The 15,815-nt window shown below is 72.2% G+C and carries 17 protein-coding genes; 13 read left to right on the top strand and 4 right to left on the bottom strand.

From position 1 onward, the window contains the following. The first annotated feature begins 94 nt into the window (after positions 1 to 94). Positions 95 to 1,381 carry a sensor histidine kinase gene (locus ACTEI_RS34060; protein ID WP_122981391.1) on the top strand — a complete coding sequence of 429 codons (1,287 nt, stop codon included), beginning with the start codon at positions 95 to 97 and terminating at the stop codon, positions 1,379 to 1,381. Between the two features lie 30 nt (positions 1,382 to 1,411). Further along, positions 1,412 to 2,095: a response regulator transcription factor gene (locus tag ACTEI_RS34055; protein WP_122981390.1), complete on the top strand. Its 684-nt coding sequence runs from the start codon at positions 1,412 to 1,414 to the stop codon at positions 2,093 to 2,095. Between the two features lie 24 nt (positions 2,096 to 2,119). Here ACTEI_RS34055 and ACTEI_RS34050 read toward each other — a convergent pair whose 3' ends face one another. After that, positions 2,120 to 2,953, bottom strand: a complete 834-nt coding sequence (locus ACTEI_RS34050; protein WP_122981389.1) for a DUF3109 family protein — start codon at positions 2,951 to 2,953, stop codon at positions 2,120 to 2,122. A gap of 85 nt (positions 2,954 to 3,038) precedes the next feature. Here ACTEI_RS34050 and ACTEI_RS34045 point away from each other — a divergent pair, with 85 nt between their 5' ends. Beyond that, the gene (locus ACTEI_RS34045) at positions 3,039 to 3,842 is read left to right on the top strand and encodes a sugar phosphate isomerase/epimerase family protein (RefSeq protein ID WP_122981388.1); all 804 of its coding nucleotides are present in this window, start codon (positions 3,039 to 3,041) and stop codon (positions 3,840 to 3,842) included. A gap of 111 nt (positions 3,843 to 3,953) precedes the next feature. Here the strand turns inward: ACTEI_RS34045 and ACTEI_RS34040 are convergent, their stop codons facing one another. Continuing rightward, positions 3,954 to 4,523 carry a CGNR zinc finger domain-containing protein gene (locus ACTEI_RS34040; protein ID WP_122981387.1) on the bottom strand — a complete coding sequence of 190 codons (570 nt, stop codon included), beginning with the start codon at positions 4,521 to 4,523 and terminating at the stop codon, positions 3,954 to 3,956. 90 nt (positions 4,524 to 4,613) lie between these two features. On the opposite strand from ACTEI_RS34040, the gene ACTEI_RS34035 reads away from it, so the two are divergent. From ACTEI_RS34035 to ACTEI_RS34015, 5 genes are all read left to right on the top strand, one after another. Next, positions 4,614 to 5,534: a proline dehydrogenase family protein gene (locus ACTEI_RS34035; RefSeq protein WP_122981386.1), complete on the top strand. Its 921-nt coding sequence runs from the start codon at positions 4,614 to 4,616 to the stop codon at positions 5,532 to 5,534. A gap of 160 nt (positions 5,535 to 5,694) precedes the next feature. After that, positions 5,695 to 5,907, top strand: coding sequence for a helix-turn-helix domain-containing protein (locus ACTEI_RS34030; protein ID WP_014694808.1), 213 nt, complete (start codon positions 5,695 to 5,697; stop codon positions 5,905 to 5,907). A 190-nt stretch (positions 5,908 to 6,097) separates the two neighbouring features. Beyond that, positions 6,098 to 6,199: a 30S ribosomal protein bS22 gene (locus ACTEI_RS34025; protein WP_007465623.1), complete on the top strand. Its 102-nt coding sequence runs from the start codon at positions 6,098 to 6,100 to the stop codon at positions 6,197 to 6,199. A 79-nt stretch (positions 6,200 to 6,278) separates the two neighbouring features. Next, positions 6,279 to 7,364 carry an NAD-dependent epimerase/dehydratase family protein gene (locus tag ACTEI_RS34020; protein ID WP_122981385.1) on the top strand — a complete coding sequence of 362 codons (1,086 nt, stop codon included), beginning with the start codon at positions 6,279 to 6,281 and terminating at the stop codon, positions 7,362 to 7,364. 6 nt (positions 7,365 to 7,370) lie between these two features. Next, positions 7,371 to 8,354: a lysophospholipid acyltransferase family protein gene (locus ACTEI_RS34015; protein ID WP_122981384.1), complete on the top strand. Its 984-nt coding sequence runs from the start codon at positions 7,371 to 7,373 to the stop codon at positions 8,352 to 8,354. A gap of 91 nt (positions 8,355 to 8,445) precedes the next feature. Here ACTEI_RS34015 and ACTEI_RS34010 read toward each other — a convergent pair whose 3' ends face one another. Further along, on the bottom strand, positions 8,446 to 9,612 hold the full coding sequence (locus tag ACTEI_RS34010; RefSeq protein ID WP_122982587.1) for a DUF5667 domain-containing protein: 1,167 nt from the start codon (positions 9,610 to 9,612) through the stop codon (positions 8,446 to 8,448). A gap of 175 nt (positions 9,613 to 9,787) precedes the next feature. Then, on the bottom strand, positions 9,788 to 10,639 hold the full coding sequence (locus tag ACTEI_RS34005) for an ECF subfamily RNA polymerase sigma factor, BldN family (RefSeq protein WP_372443197.1): 852 nt from the start codon (positions 10,637 to 10,639) through the stop codon (positions 9,788 to 9,790). A gap of 480 nt (positions 10,640 to 11,119) precedes the next feature. Between ACTEI_RS34005 and ACTEI_RS34000 the strand changes: the two genes are divergently transcribed. The 5 genes from ACTEI_RS34000 (at position 11,120) to ACTEI_RS33980 (ending at position 15,799) form a co-directional block, all read left to right on the top strand. Next, positions 11,120 to 12,619, top strand: coding sequence for an AMP-binding protein (locus ACTEI_RS34000; RefSeq protein WP_239082156.1), 1,500 nt, complete (start codon positions 11,120 to 11,122; stop codon positions 12,617 to 12,619). Beyond that, positions 12,616 to 12,864: a glutaredoxin family protein gene (locus ACTEI_RS33995; RefSeq protein WP_122981381.1), complete on the top strand. Its 249-nt coding sequence runs from the start codon at positions 12,616 to 12,618 to the stop codon at positions 12,862 to 12,864. Before ACTEI_RS34000 ends, ACTEI_RS33995 begins: the two co-directional genes overlap by 4 nt. Before the next feature lie 10 nt (positions 12,865 to 12,874). Beyond that, positions 12,875 to 13,516 (top strand): HAD family hydrolase, encoded by a 642-nt coding sequence (locus ACTEI_RS33990; RefSeq protein ID WP_122981380.1) that lies wholly within the window; start codon positions 12,875 to 12,877, stop codon positions 13,514 to 13,516. A 232-nt stretch (positions 13,517 to 13,748) separates the two neighbouring features. After that, on the top strand, positions 13,749 to 14,489 hold the full coding sequence (locus ACTEI_RS33985) for a redox-sensing transcriptional repressor Rex (RefSeq protein WP_122981379.1): 741 nt from the start codon (positions 13,749 to 13,751) through the stop codon (positions 14,487 to 14,489). Continuing rightward, positions 14,486 to 15,799, top strand: coding sequence for a glutamyl-tRNA reductase (locus ACTEI_RS33980; RefSeq protein ID WP_122981378.1), 1,314 nt, complete (start codon positions 14,486 to 14,488; stop codon positions 15,797 to 15,799). The genes ACTEI_RS33985 and ACTEI_RS33980 overlap by 4 nt, the downstream gene beginning before the upstream one ends. Positions 15,800 to 15,815: the final 16 nt, after the last annotated feature.

Raw genomic sequence — 15,815 nt, 5'->3', positions numbered from 1 at the left:
GACGCCAGACCTGGTGGTGAACATTGTTCAACGAGCGCCCGGTTTGCCCCCTTGGCCTTGTGGGTCAGGTAAACAATGACCCTACGATCGCAGCGTGGAGTGGGGATACGCCGTCGGCTTGGTTCCAGCCGCGCTGGCCGTCGGTGTCGGTGCTGGGCTGACGATCGCCCGTCTCCGCCGGCCGGCGCCGGGGGAGACGGAGGGGGTCGGCTCACCGGAGGGGAGAGCCGCCATCGAACCGGACGACGATCGCCCGGCAGGCAAGCACGGCCTCAGAGGGCTCGGCCGCAAGAGTCTGGACTCGCTGCGGGTCGGCGTCGTCGTGCTCGACGCGGACGACTACCCGGTGCTGGTCAACCCGGCCGCCCGGGCTATGGGACTGCTGCGCTCCGGCGGGGCGCCGGGCACGATAGCGGCGCACCCGATCCTGCGTACGCTGGCCGGCCAGGTCCGCCGCACCGGCGTGCGCCGTGAGGTGGAACTGGATCTGCCACGGGGTCGCGCGGGTGGCGCGCAGGCCCCGCTCGGCCTGCACCTGCGGGCGGTCGCGCTGAACGCGACGCACGTTGCCGTCGAGGCGGCCGACGTGACCGAGGCGCACCGCCTGGCCCGGGTCCGGCGCGACTTCGTGGCCAACGTCAGCCACGAGCTGAAGACCCCGATCGGTGCGCTGCAACTGCTCGCCGAGGCGCTCCTGGACGCCACCCAGCTGCCCGACTCGGCGCCCGAGGCGCAGTCGGAGGACCTGCTGGCCGCGCGCCGGTTCGCCGAGCGGATCCACCACGAGTCGGCGCGGATGGGCCGGCTGGTGAGCGAGCTGCTCGAACTCACCCGGCTGCAGGGCGCCGAGCCGCTGCCCAACCCGGAACCGGTCTCGCTGGACTGGGTGATCGCCGAGGTCCTGGACCGGACCAGGACGACGTCGTCGGCCAAGAACATCGAGGTCACCTACTCCGGGCCGAAGGGCCTGATGGCGTACGGCAGCGACAGCCAGTTCGCCACCGCGGTGACGAACCTGGTGGAGAACGCCATCGCCTACTCCGGACCGGACACCAAGGTCGAACTGACCGTGCGTCAGAACGACGACTGGATCGAGATCGATGTCGCGGATCAGGGCATCGGCATCTCGCCGCAGGACGTGGACCGGATCTTCGAAAGGTTCTACCGAGCCGATCAGGCCCGGTCCCGGGCGACCGGCGGGACCGGCCTCGGCCTCGCCATCGTCAAGCACATCGCCACCAACCACGGTGGCCGAGTCGACGTGACCAGCGCTCTCGGCGACGGATCCACGTTCACCCTGCGCCTACCGGCGCGCCCGCCCGAATCCCCCTCGCCGTCACCGACGGCAATTGAGATCGAGTCCGGTGTGACCGGGCGCTGAGCCCGGTCGCCGACGACGGAAGGAACTTCATTGGCCCGCGTGCTCGTGGTCGAGGACGAGGAGTCGTTCTCCGACGCCCTGTCGTACATGCTGCGCAAGGAGGGCTTCGAGGTGTCGGTCGCCGCGACCGGGACCTCGGCGCTCACGCAGTTCGACCGGACCGGCGCCGACATCGTGCTGCTCGACCTCATGTTGCCCGAGATGTCCGGCACCGAGGTGTGCCGCCAGCTCCGGCAACGGTCGGCCGTCCCGATCATCATGGTCACCGCCCGGGACAGCGAGATCGACAAGGTGGTCGGTCTGGAGATCGGGGCCGACGACTACGTCACCAAGCCGTACTCGCCGCGCGAGCTGGTCGCCCGGATCCGCGCCGTGCTGCGCCGCCAGGGCGGTGAGACCGCCGAGGTGAGCACCCCGACGCTGGCCGCCGGTCCGGTCCGGATGGACGTCGAGCGGCACGTGGTGACCGTCGACGGCTCCGGCGTGCAGCTGCCGCTCAAGGAGTTCGAGCTGCTCGAACTGCTGCTGCGCAACGCCGGCCGGGTGCTCACCCGCGGCCAGCTGATCGACCGGGTGTGGGGGGCCGACTACGTCGGCGACACCAAGACGCTGGACGTGCATGTCAAGCGGCTGCGCTCCAAGGTCGAGCCGGAGCCCAGCGCGCCGCGCTACATCGTCACCGTCCGCGGTCTGGGCTACAAGTTCGAGCCGTAGGACCGCGGCCCGCGCGCTGAGGACTCAGTCGCGGGCCGCGCGCGGCGAGGCGGGCTGGCGCCCGCCCCGCCGTGTCGGCGGCTCCGCCGCCACGGTCGCCGGATGCCGGGCGATGAGGCCCGCCTCCAGGCGCGCCGCGCAGAGGTCGGCGAGTTTCCGGTACGCCTCGACGCCGATCAACTCGGTCAGCTCCGGGGCGTACGACAGGTACATCGGCTCGGTGCCCACGTGCGCGTCCGGCGACGACGTGCACCACCACGCCAGGTCGTGGCCGCCCGGACCCCAGCCGCGCCGGTCGAACTCGGTCAACGTGGACTGCAGCAGTTTCGTGCCGTCCGGCCGGGTGATCCAGTCCTGCTCCCGGCGGACCGGCAGCTGCCAGCAGACATCCGGCTTGTATTTCAGCGGGTGCACTCCGTCGCGCAGCGCCTGGGCGTGCAGCGCGCAGCCCCCGCCGCCCGGGAAGTCCGCGTCGTTGAGGAAGACGCACGGGCCGTCACCGGATCGGGTGGCGGTGCGCCGGGCCGGCTTGGCGCCGTCGACGCTGTCCATCTCGGTCCAGTTCTTGAACCCGCGCCGGTGGTGCTGCCAGGTCTGCGGGGTGAGCCGGGCGACGGCCGCCTTGACCCGGTTCTCGTCGTCGGCGTCGGTGAAGAAGGCGCCGTGCGAGCAGCAGCCGTCCTCGGCCCGGCCCGGCAGGATGCCCCGGCAGGCCGAGCCGAACACGCAGGTCCAGCGGGAGAGCAGCCAGGTCAGATCGGCGCGGACCAGGTGCTGCTCGTCGGCGGGGTCGAGGAACTCGATCCACTCGCGAGGGAAGTCGAGCGGGACTTCCGCGGGGCGTTGCGTGCGGCTCATCCCGCTCAGCGTACGCGCATTCGTGGATCATGACCGTTTGGAGCGGATATATCCGGCCGCGCCGGACGTGGTTACGCTGGAGGGCGTGAGTTCCCGCGTTCCCGTGCTTCTCTCCAGCTCCTCGGTCTTCCCCGAGCCGACGGCGGCCGCGTTCGAGATGGCGGCCACGGTGGGCTACGACGGGCTCGAAGTCATGGTGTGGACCGACGCCGTCAGCCAGGACGCCGGCGCCCTGCGCGGCCTGGCCGAGCACTACGGCGTGCCGGTGCTCTCGGTGCACGCCCCCTGCCTGCTGGTCACCCAGCGGGTGTGGAGCTCCGACCCGTGGGAGCGGCTCGACCGGGCGGCCCAGCTCGCCGAGTCGCTGGGCGCGCCCACGGTCGTGGTGCACCCGCCGTTCACCTGGCAGCGTGATTACGCCAAGAATTTCGCCGCCGGGCTCGCCAAGGTCCAGGACAGGTATCCCGATATCACCTTCGCGGTGGAGAACATGTTCCCGGTGAAGATGGCCGGGCGCTGGTTCGTGCCGTACACCCCGGGTTGGGATCCCACCGAGACCGGCTTCGACGCGTACACGCTCGACCTGTCGCACTGCGCCGCCTCCCGGATCGACGCGCTGGCGATGGCCGACCGGATGGGCGCCGGCCTCAAGCACGTGCACCTCGGCGACGGCACCGGCGAGGGCCGCGACGAGCACCTGGTGCCGGGCCGGGGCAACCAGCCCTGCGCCGAGCTGCTGCGCTCGCTGTCCGGTCGCGGCTTCACCGGCTCCGTCGCGCTGGAGATCAACACTCGTCGGGCCGCCAGCCGCCCGGTCCGCGAGGCCGACCTGCGCGAGGCGCTCGCGTTCGCCCGGCGCCACCTGACCCCCGCCACCACCCCGGCCTGACCCGCGTACCCGAGCGCCGCCCGAACCCCAGTCACCCGCCCCGCGCCCGTCGGACCCGGACCGCACTCCGGAACCACGCCCGGGATCTGACCGCGACCCCAGCGCATTCCGTCATCGACCCACCGGGGCGGAATGCCCGCCGAGCGGAGCGAGGCCAGCCAGCCCAGCCCGTTTGCGGGCCCGGTGCGCGGCGACATGCGAGCGCGTCGCGCAGCGCTCGGAGCAGAACCGCCGGCAGTTGTTGGACGAGGTGTCCAGGTAGACGTTGCCGCACCGTTCGTCGGCGCAGATGCCGAAGCGGGCGCTGCCGTACTCGCAGAGCCATACCGCCAGGCCCCAGACCGCGCCGGCGAGGTACTCCGCGCTGACCGAGGAACCGCGGCTGGTGACGTGCATGTGCCAGTCGCTGGCGTCGTGCCCGGAGATGCGTGGCTGCACCGGGTACGTCTCCAGCAGGGCGTTCAGTTCGCGTACCGCGTCCGCGTCGCGCCCGGCCGTGCCGTACTCGAAGACCTCGCGCAGCCGGCGCTGGGCGCGCCGGAACGTGGCCAGGTCCTTCTCCACGACCTGGTCCCGCATGTAGTCCTGGTCGGCGGAGAACAGGGCCCGCAGCCCGGCGAGGTCGTCCAGGCCGGCGTTGACGAGGTCGACCGCCGTCCGGGCGTACGCATCGAAGTTCACCCGACCACGGTAGCCGGAACCGGCCGCGAGGTGCGATTCCTCGCCCGCACTGGCGCGCTGCGGCGGGGCCGTGCGGCTACGCTCGGGCGCATGCTCCGTTCCCTGTTTCTCGCCGCGGCCGGCTCCGCCCGGCTGGAGCGGCTCGTCGAGTCGGCGCCTGTCACCAAGGGGGTGGTCCGGCGCTTCGTCGCCGGCGGGGATGCGGGGGAGGCGCTGCGGGCATGCCGCGAGCTGGCCGACGACGGGCTGGCGGTCAGTCTGGACCTCCTCGGCGAGGACACCACCACCGCCGAGCAGGCGCAGGCCACCCGGGACGAGTACGTCGCGCTGCTGGCCCGGCTGCACGAGGCCGGTCTGACCCCGGCGGCCGAGGTGAGCGTGAAGCTGTCGGCGCTGGGGCAGCGGATCGACGAGAAGATGGCGTACGAGCACGCCCGCGCGGTGTGTGCGGCGGCGGCCGAGGCGGGCACCACGGTGACTCTGGACGCCGAGGACCACACCACCACCGACGCGACCCTGGAGACGCTGGTCGAGCTGCGGCGTGACTTCCCGTCGACCGGGGCGGTGCTGCAGGCGTACCTGCGGCGCACCGAGGCCGACTGCCGGGAGCTGGCCACCGCCGGCTCGCGGGTGCGGCTGTGCAAGGGGGCGTACGCCGAGCCGGAGTCGGTGGCCTTCCAGTCGTCGCTGGACGTGGACAAGTCGTACGTGCGCTGTCTGAACATCCTGATGTCCGGTGCGGGCTATCCGATGGTGGCCACCCACGACCCGCGGCTGATCGCGATCGCCGAGGACCGGGCACGCTGGTTCGACCGGTCCGCGGGCGAGTTCGAGTTCCAGCTGCTGTACGGCGTGCGGCCGGAGGAGCAGGCCCGGCTCGCGGCGCGGGGCGACACCGTGCGGGTCTACCTGCCGTACGGGAATCAGTGGTACGGCTACCTGATGCGCCGCCTGGCCGAGCGCCCGGCGAACGTCGCTTTCTTCGCCCGGGCGGTTTCCTCACGGAAGTGACTCTTTCCGGCTGATCGGACGCAGATTCGGCGTGTCGCACTTGACTTTTTGTGGGCAAATTACGGAACGCGACGCCCTGGTCACAGCCGTATCGATACGGTTCTGATGACACGCACGTTCGCCAGGCAGAGCGTGCCTGCGAAAGGATCGGTGCGACGAGATGACGGGTCCAGCCCAGACCGAGGAACGCCTCTCGGAGGTACGGTTCCTGACCGTGGCCGAGGTGGCCACCCTGATGCGGGTCTCCAAGATGACCGTCTACCGGCTCGTGCACGGTGGTGACCTCACCGCCGTACGGGTCGGCCGCTCGTTCCGGGTGCCCGAGCACGCGGTACACGAGTATCTGCGCGGCGCGTTCTCGCAGACCGCCTGAGACCTCGACGGCCTCGGGCGGCCGGGGTCGTGTTGGTCCTGCCGGACCGGGCCGGTACGCTGGACCGGTTGGCTCCCGGGTCCACGTGCGCCGCTGTCGGCTGCGCTGCTCCGGGTGCCGTCCAAGTCCGGCTCCGGCCGTGCCGTCAGGGCGTGCCGGGTCCACCAAACATGGTTCGAGAGGCTTTCGTATGGGCTCCGTGGTCAAGAAGCGCCGCAAGCGTATGGCGAAGAAGAAGCACCGCAAGCTGCTGCGCAAGACCCGCGTCCAGCGTCGCCGTCTGGGCAAGTGACGGCCGGCCGGGTGTCTGACCCGGCCTGTGCCGTCTCTTGCCGACCTGGTACCGAGGCTCAGCATCGAAAGGTGCGCTCGTGGTGACCTCACCGCCCAGCGTTGTCGTGGTCACCGGAGTCAGCCGATATCTCGGCGCATCCGTGGCCGCCCGCCTCGCCGCAGATCCCCGGATCGACCGTGTCGTCGGTCTGGATCCGCATGACCCGCCCGCACGGCTGCTCGGCCTGCTGGACGGTGTGGAGCGGATCCGGGCCGACGCGCGTGCGGCCTCCGAGGCCATCGCCGAGCTCGGCGCCGAGGCGGTCGTGCACCTCGCGGTGACCAGCGTTCCCGACCCGGAGCACGGCGGCCGCGCCGGCATGAAGGAACAGAACGTCATCGGCACCATGCAGGTGCTGGCCGCCGCCCAGGGCGCGCCACGACTGCGCAAGCTGGTGGTGCGTTCCTCCACGGCGGCGTACGGCGCCTCGTTCCGCGACCCCGCGGTCTTCACCGAGGACACCGAGCCACGCGCGGTGCCGCGCGGGCCGTTCGCCCGGGACATCCTCGACATCGAGGGGTACGTCCGCGGGTTCCGCCGCCGGCGGCCCGAGGTGGCCGCCACGGTGCTGCGTTTCGCCCCGATGATCAGCTCGTCCGCCGAGACGTCGCTGACCCGGTACTTCGCCCAGCCGGTGGTGCCGACCGTGCTCGGCCGTGACGCCCGGCTGCAGTTCGTTCACGTGGACGACGCGCTGGAGGTGCTGCACCGCTCGGTGACCGAGGATCATCCCGGCACCTTCAACGTCGCCGGCGACGGCGTGCTGATGCTGTCCCAGGCGGTCCGCCGGGCCGGCCGGATCGCCCTCCCGCTGCCCGAGAGCGGGCTGTCCACCGCCGCCGCCCTCGCCCGGCACCTGGGCGTCGAGCAGATCGGCCTGGACCAGATCGACCTGTTCGTGCACGGCCGGGTGGTGGACACCTCCCGGCTGACCCGGGAGTTCGGCTTCACCCCGCGCACCACGGCCACCGCGTTCGACGAGTTCATCCGCGCGCACCCGGCCGGTTCCTCACTCACCGCCGACCGGCTCGCCGCCGCCGAGCAGGCGATCCTGGACGGCATCCGGCGGGCGCGGGCGGCGGCCGGCGCGACCCCGGCCGACTCCGCCGACGCGAGGGCGTGATCGCTGGTGAGCCAGGACGAGTACCGTGACATGCTCCCCGGGCACGCCGACTTCCGGCTGCCCGAGCCGCCCGAGCCGAGGAAGCTGAACGGCCGTCGCCCGATCCCGCAGAAGCCGGCCGCCGAGCGCCCGGCACCGCCGGGTGAGCCGGACGTGTGGGACCGCCGGATCGCCCGCGGCCTGGCCTTCCTGCGACGCCGGCTCGCCGGGGCGTACGACGTGGACGAGTTCGGCTTCGACGCGGAGCTGACCGAGTCGGTGTTCCACCCGATGCTGCGGGTGCTCTACCGCGACTGGTTCCGCACCGAGGTGTTCGGCATCGAGAACGTCCCGGCCGACGGCGGCGGTCTGGTGGTCGGGAACCACTCCGGGACGCTGGCGCTGGACGCCCTGATGCTGACCGTGGCGCTGCACGACAACCACCCGCGCCGGCGGCACCTGCGGCTGCTCGGCGCGGACCTGGTCTTCCGGATGCCCGGCGTGAGCGAGCTGGCGCGCGCGGCCGGCGCCACGGTGGCCTGCAACCCGGACGCCGAGCGGCTGATGACCGGCGGCCAACTGGTCGGTGTGTTCCCGGAGGGCTTCAAGGGCATCGGCAAGAAGTTCTCCGAGCGGTACAAGCTGCAGCGCTTCGGCCGCGGCGGGTTCGTCTCGGCGGCGCTGCGCACCGGTACGCCGATCATCCCGGTCGCCATCGTCGGCGCCGAGGAGATCTACCCGATCCTGGCCGACCTGAAGCCGCTGGCCCGGCTGCTCGGGGTGCCGTACTTCCCGGTCACGCCGACCTTCCCGTGGCTGGGGCCGCTGGGCCTGGTCCCGCTGCCCAGCAAGTGGCTGATCCAGTTCTGCCCGCCGATCCCGACCGCGCACCTCACCGAGTACGCGGACGACCCGCTGGTCGTCTACAACCTGGCCGACCAGGTCCGGGAGACGATTCAGGCCACTCTCCACGAGCTGTTGCAGAAGCGTCCGGATCCGTTCGCACGGTGACCGGCCCCGTACCGGACCGTCCAGTGACGACTGAGGGGCGGCCCCGGACCGATCCGGCACCGCCCCTCGCCGTGCGCTGCGGAAGGCGCTCCTAGAACAGGTCGTCCAGCAACCGGCCCAGACCGCCGTCGTTCTCCGGCGACGACTCGTCCTGCACGTCGGTCGGTGCGATCGCCGGGGCCGGGCTGCTGGCGCGGTCGGCCGGCGTCGGGCTGACCGAGGCCTTCGTGGTGTCCTTGCCGGGCACGACCGCGTCCGTGGTGGCGGTGGGCTCGGCGGTCGCGGGACTGGTGCGGGCCGGCCTGCTCGGCGTGGTGGTCTGGCCGTGCTGCCGGGTGGTCGACCGGTCGCCACCGGAGTGCGTCGCCGTCGGCGGTGTCTTGTCGGTGGGCTCGCCGTCCCCGCAGTCGCGCAGCCGCGGGCCCAGCACGTCGGAGCCGGCCGGCACGACCCGCTCGCAGTCCAGGCCGATGCGCAGCTGCTCGGTCCGCTGTGCCACGTCGGTCAGCAGGCCCAGCGAGGTCATCGCGCGCTCGCGATTGACCGAGGTGAGCCGTTCCAGCGCCGGCTGGAACGTCGCCCGCTGCTCGGCGACGAACGTGTCCAGCGTGGTGAGTTGCCTGGCGTCCTTGCGCGACACCGCCGAGGTGGTGATCAGCCGGACGCCCTTGCGGGTGTCCGCGTCCATGTCGTCCAGCACGTCCCGGAACGCCCGCGCGTTCCCGGTCATCGTGGTCGCCTCGGTCAGCCGGTTGCGGGCGAAGTCCAGCGACAGCTGCCCGCGGCTGGCGTCCGAACCGGCGATGGCCAGCTGGGCGCGCTCGGTGGAGCGCTTCACGCCGTACAGGGCGTCGCCGGGCGACGCGCTCTCGCTGGCCGCGGAGATGCCGGAGACGGCCATCGCCCCGGCGGCCACGCCCAGCACGATCGCGCCCCGGGTGCGGATGCGGCGGCCGAAGATGGCGCGGCGCCCGTGGTCGGGAAGCTCGGCGACCGGCTCGGGATCGGCCTCGACGGCGGTCCGGCCGATGCCGTCCCGTTCGGCGGTGGCCACCAGCATGGCGCGCAGGCCGACGCGGAACTCGGCGTCGACGTGGGCGGCGGGCCGGGTGGCGGCCAGGCGGTGGCTGAGCGCCAGCAGCTCGGTCAGCTCGTCAGCGGCCTCGCCGCGGGCCTGGTGCCGACCGGCGCCATCGGGATCGTCGACCTGCTCCGCGAAGCGCTCGGCGCTCCGGGAGTTCGGAAAAGGGAACTTCACCGTGGGCACCTCCCCTCGCTCGTGAGTGTCCCGCCGGCCCGTATGCCGGCGTCGGCGACCGGGCCGCGGGTGGCCGCCACGGGTCGCATCCGGACAAACGCGCGACACGCGGGTCCGGTTACGGGTGCGGAAGCGGACCATCGGGTATCGGGGACCGACATCCCGGGGCGCGGACTCAAGACTGGAACCCTTCCGGCAGGAGCCGGTTCAGCGCCCGTACGGCGCGGTACTGCAGCGCTTTGATCGCGCCCTCGTTCTTGCCCATGGTCTGTGCCGTCTCGGCCACCGAGAAGCCCTGCAGGAACCGCAGCACGATGCACTCCTGCTGCTCCGGGTTGAGTTGCTTGACCGCGGTGAGCAGCGCGACGTTGGTGATGTGGTCGACCACCGCGGACTCCGGGCTGCCCTCGGGACCACGGTCCTCGCGGTCGGCGTCGAGCACGTCGCCGGTGGTCACCTCCAAGCGGTAGCGGCCGGACTTGAAGTGGTCGGCGACCAGGTTCCGGGCGATGGTGACCAGCCAGGCGCCCAGGTCCCGGCCCTGCCAGGTGAAGCTGCCGATGCGCTTGAGGGCGCGCAGGAAGGTGTCCGAGGTGAGATCCTCGGCCAGTTGCCGGTTGCCGACCCGGAAGTAGACGAACCGGAAGACCGTGTCCACGTACCGGTCGTAGATCAGCCCGAACGCCTCGGCCTCGCCGGCCTGGGCGCGTTCCACCAGCGCCCACACCTCGGCGGCGGCGTCGCCGGGGTCCGGACGGGCCGGTTGCCGGGGCGGCTCGGTCTCGGTGGGCGGGCCGGTCTTGCTCTGCGTGGGCAGCACGACCGTGTGCTCGCCGCCGGTGGTCTCCGGCTCGCCGATGTTGGAGCGCTGCCCCGCGGTCGGCTGGGACGGCGGGCGCGGCGTGCCGAGCCGGTTGCCGCCGAACTTGCCGTTGCCGCCGGGGGGCGGCACGGACGGTGAGTTGTTCAGCGAGCGGCGGTTGCCGGTGCGCCTCGGGCTGTCGCCGCGGATCGCGTTGGTGATCATTCCGTCCACCGACTCGCGGATGGCGTTCAGGCCGTCGGTGAGGGCATGGCGCCCGGCGAGGACGTCGCGGTGGTACGGGTCCCCGGCGTACACATGAGTCACTGCGCCTCCTCAACCCGGCGGGCCTGCGGCGACCGCGAATCCGTCCCGCCAGACAGGGATTCGCGGCGTTTCCGTCCTTTGTGTGGCACAGCGGCCTCCTCGGGATGAGGGTGGTCACTCGCATACAAAAGGGGTGGGGCAACCCGCGGAAATCGCCGGTGACCTCACCCGTTCGTGTGGAGTCCGTTACACAGACCGGAAGTATCGCCGACTTCGGACACGGGGGGTCGCACACCATGTGCGCTGCGCACAAAGCCACTAATCCGCCCGAAATCGGCATCCGGTAGCAGAACCACCATGGGACGAAACGGCACACGCCGCAACGGACGGCCTGTCCGTTGCCCCGCCGCGGCGGGGTTTGTGCCAGACTCGGCGGTCGTGGAGGAACCCGCCCGCGATCCGGTCGCGCAGGCCGCTGCCCGGCGCCCGCACGCCCCGGCCCTGATCGCCGGGGACACCGTCCTGACCTGGGCGCAGCTGGATGCGAAGGTCAACCGGGCAGCCCGTTTCCTGGCCGCGCGGACGGCGCCCGGAGATCGCGTCGCATCCGTGCTCGGCAATACCGTGGACTTCGTGACGGCCTGGTTCGGCACCCTGCGGGCCGGCCGGGTCGCGGTGCCGATCAACCCCGGCTACACCGCCGACGAGGTGCGTCACGCGATCACCGACGCCGGGTGCGCGCTGATCGTCATCGGACAGGCCGACCGGTCGCGGCTGGGCCTGACGGAGTCCTGCGTCGGTCCGGGGCTCGACGGCGCGGCCCAGGCGAGCCTGCCGGCGGTCGCCGCCCGCGATCTCGCCGTGCTGCTGTACACCTCAGGAACCAGCGGGCGGCCCCGGGCCGCCATGCTCACCCACGCCGCGCTGGCGGCCAACCACGACCAGCTGGACCGGATCGAGCCGCCGGTGGTCGGCCCGGACGACGTGGTGCTGCTCGCGGTGCCGTTCTTCCACGCCTACGGGCTGAACACCGGGCTGGGCAGCGTGGTGCGCCACGCGGCCACCGGCGTGCTGGTCGACCGGTTCGACCCGGCGGACGCGCTGCGCCTGATCGAGGACCGCGGGGTGACCGTCGTGGTCGGCGTCCCCGGGATGTACCAGGCCTGGTCCCGGCTGCCGGACGCGGCCGAGGCGCTGCGCGGCGTGCGGACCGCGGTGTGCGGCGCGGCGCCGCTGGACCGGGCGACCGCGGCGCGCTACCGGGCCGCCACCGGCAAGCCCGTCCTGATCGGGTACGGCCTGACCGAGTGCGCCCCGGTGCTGACCACCACCGCGGTCAGCGACCGGGACAAGACCGGCTCGATCGGCCGCCCGCTGCCCGGCGTCGAGCTGCGCCTGCGTACCCGGAACGGGGTTGATCTCTGGCGGGACGGCAGCGCGTCGCCGGAGGAGGATCTCGCCGAGCTGGACCTCGCGCCGGCCGTCTCGGCCGGCACCGACCCGGGCGAGATCGTGGTGCGCGGCCCCAACCTGTTCGCCGGGTACTGGCCGGACGGGCGCGGCGGGCCCGGGCCGGACGGCTGGTGGCCCACCGGCGACATCGCCTACGCGGACGGCGACGGCGACCTGATCCTCGTCGACCGGATCGGCGAGCTGATCCTGGTGAACGGCTTCAACGTGTACCCGGCCGAGATCGAACGGGTGCTGGACGCGCATCCACGGGTCGCCGAATCGGCCGTGGTCGCCCGGCCGGACCCGGAGACCGGGCAGCGCCCGCACGCCTACGTGGTGGCCGCCGGCGACCCGGCCCCGACGGTGACCGAGCTGCAGGTGCACTGCGCGGCCCGGCTGGCCCGGTTCAAGCTGCCGACCATCGAACTGGTCACGTCGTTGCCGCGGTCGCCGAGCGGCAAGATCCGCAAGAGGGAGCTGGAATGACCCGTCTCACCCTGATCAGCCGGACCGGCTGCCACCTGTGCGAGGTCGCCGAGCAGACGCTGGACCGGATCGCCCCCGGCGACTGGACCCGGGTGGACGTCGACTCGTCGATCGAGCTGGAGCGCGACTACGGCGACCGGGTGCCGGTGGTCCTGCTGGACGGCAAGGAGCACGGTTACTGGCGGATCGAGGAGGCCCGGCTGCTGCGGGATCTGGCTCGACAGCCGGGCGAGCCGCACCTGTAATTTTGCCCTCGTGACAGCTGAGCACCTGGTCTGGGACTGGAACGGAACCCTGCTCGACGATCTGCACCTGGTCGTGTCGTCGACCAACGAGGCGTTCGCCGCCGTCGGGGCGCGCGCCGTCGGCGCCGACGAGCACCGGCGCGCCTTCCGGCGCCCGGTCGCCGAGTTCTACGCCGAGATGCTGGGCCGCGCGGTGGACGAGGAGGAGTTCGGCCGGCTGGACCGGATCTTCCACGACGCGTACCGGCTCGGCCTGACCGACATCAGCCTCGCGGCCGACGCGATGGCCGCGATCCGACTGTGGCCGGGAACGCAGTCGCTGCTGTCCATGTGGTTCCACGACGAGCTGGTGCCGGCCGTGGAGACGTACGGGCTGACCGGGGTCTTCAGCCGGATCGACGGCCGGCGCACCGAGGTGGGCGGCGGTCTGAAGGCCGGGCACCTGGCCGGTCATCTGGCCGGCCTGGGCCTGGCCGGCGGCGACGTGGTGCTGATCGGCGACTCGCTGGACGACGCCTACGCGGCCGACTCGGTGGGCGCCGCCGCGGTGCTCTACACCGGCGGCTTCACCGACCCTGTCCGACTGCGTGAATCGGGCCGTCCGGTCGCCGACTCGCTCGTCGAAGCGGTAAAGATGGCCATGTCACTCTGAGTCAGGTGGCCCTGGCGGGGTCGGAACGGTAATACTCGACGGGTCGACTCGACTAACACAGTCGGGTCGATCTTGTCCAATTGTCCCGACAAGATCGCGATTTGTGCACGCCTTCACAAGCGCCTACTCTGTGACTCCGACGAGCCCCGCTACCACAGCCGCCCCACGAGGGTTTCACCGGTATCGCACAGATCGGGCTCACCGCAGGTTCGCCTCGTCGGCACGGAGTCAGATGAGTCAGCAGCGTCACGGAAGCACGCCCGGCGAGGCCGGTGGCGTCCCGGCCTTCCCGGACCTCCCGGAGGCGACCATCGCGCGGCTGCCCGAATACCTGCGCGCCCTGCACCACCTTGCCGAGGCCGGCGCCGAAACGGTATCCAGCGAGGGCCTGGCCGCCGCGGCCGGGGTCAACTCGGCGAAACTCCGCAAGGACCTCTCCCACCTCGGGTCGTACGGCACCCGCGGCGTCGGTTACGACGTCGCCCTGCTCGTCGACCAGATCGAGTACATCCTCGGCCTGGACAAGAACCGCGCGGTCTGCCTGGTCGGAGTCGGCAACCTCGGACACGCGCTGGCCGGCTACGCCGGATTCGCCAGCCGCGGCTTCCGCGTCGTCGCGCTCTTCGACGCCGACCGCAAGAAGGTCGGCGAGGTGATCAACGGGCTGACCGTCCGGCACATCGACGAGCTGGAACGGGTCGCCGCCGAGGAGTCGATCGCGATCGGCGTCATCGCCACCCCGCCCGCCTCCGCTCAACCGGTCGCCGACCTGCTCGTCGCCGCCGGTGTGACGAGCATCCTGAACTTCGCGCCATGCGTGCTGTCGGTGCCGCCGAACGTCGATGTGCGCAAGGTGGATCTGGCCATCGAGTTGCAGATCCTCTCGTTCCACGAACACCGCAAGGCGTCGCTGACCGCCCTTCCCGGCGGCCCCCACGACGCCGCGGGTGACCAGGAGGCAGTCGGGTCGTGAATCTGCTCAGCATCGGTGCGTCCTACCGCACCGCCGACGTCGCCGTACTGGAGCGGCTCAGCATCCCCGAGGCCGAGGTCCCGGAGATTCTTCAGAAGCTCCTCGCGCAGCCGTACGTGAGCGAGGCCGTCGTGGTCTCGACCTGCAACCGCGTCGAGGTGTACGCCGCGGTCAACGGGTTCCACGGCGGTCTCAGCGACATCTGCAACGTGCTGTCCCAGCACTCCGGCATCCCGGCCAGCGACCTCGCCGGCCATCTCTACGTGCACTACGGCGAGGCCGCGGTCCGGCACTCGTTCCGGGTCTCCTCCGGCCTCGACTCGATGGTGGTCGGCGAGGCGCAGATCCTCGGCCAGCTGCGCGACGCGTACCACGCGGCCACCGAGAGCGACTCGGCCGGCCGGCTGCTGCACGAGCTGATGCAGCAGGCGCTGCGGGTCGGCAAACGGGCGCACGCCGAGACCGGCATCGACAAGGCCGGCCAGAGCGTCGTCACCGCCGCCCTGGAGGTCGCCGCCGACCATCTCGGCGGGGACCTGACCGGGCGGCCCGCCCTGGTCATCGGGGCCGGCGCGATGGGCGCGCTGTCGGTTGCCACGCTCACCCGGACCGGTGTCGGCCCGCTGCGGATCACCAACCGCAGCGCGGAGCGGGCGGACCGGCTGGCCGAGGCGTACGGCGCCGTCGCGGTGCCCTTCGCCGACCTGACCCGGGCGCTCCGCGAGGTGGACATCGTGGTCAGCGCCACCGCGTCCACCACGCCGGTGCTCACCCGGGAGCGGCTGTCCGCGGCGCTGGCCGCCCGCACCGGCGCCGAGCCGCTGGTGGTGCTCGACCTGGCGGTGCCCCGCGACGTCGCCGCGGACGCGGCGAAGCTGCCCGGCCTCGCCGTGGTCGACATCGACGGGCTCGCCGCCGGCCGCCGCGCGCTGCCCGCCGCCGCGGAGACCGCCGCGGTCGAGCAGATCGTCGCCGGCGAGGTGGACAACTTCCTCGGCTGGATGCGCGGCGCCGAGATCGCCCCGACCGTGGCCGCCCTGCGCACCCGAGCCGAAGAGGTGGTCTCCGCCGAGATGCGCAAGCTGCTCGGCCGCCGCCCGGAATTCACGCAGGAGCAACGGGCCGACGTTTCCCGTACCCTGCACCGGGTCGTCCAGCAGATCCTGCACTCGCCGACGGTGCGGGTGCGGCAGCTCGCCGCCGAGCCCGGCGGGGATCAGTACGCCGCCCTGCTCCGCCAGCTGTTCGACCTGGACGTGCCCCTCGCCACCCACGCTGACGCGGTACCCGAGATCGGAGGGAAAGCGTGACCACCGCACCGCTGCG

Origin of the sequence: Actinoplanes teichomyceticus ATCC 31121, from assembly GCF_003711105.1 — a bacterium.
In the GTDB taxonomy this organism is placed as follows: domain Bacteria; phylum Actinomycetota; class Actinomycetes; order Mycobacteriales; family Micromonosporaceae; genus Actinoplanes; species Actinoplanes teichomyceticus.
This window is presented reverse-complemented; position numbering and strand designations above follow the sequence as displayed.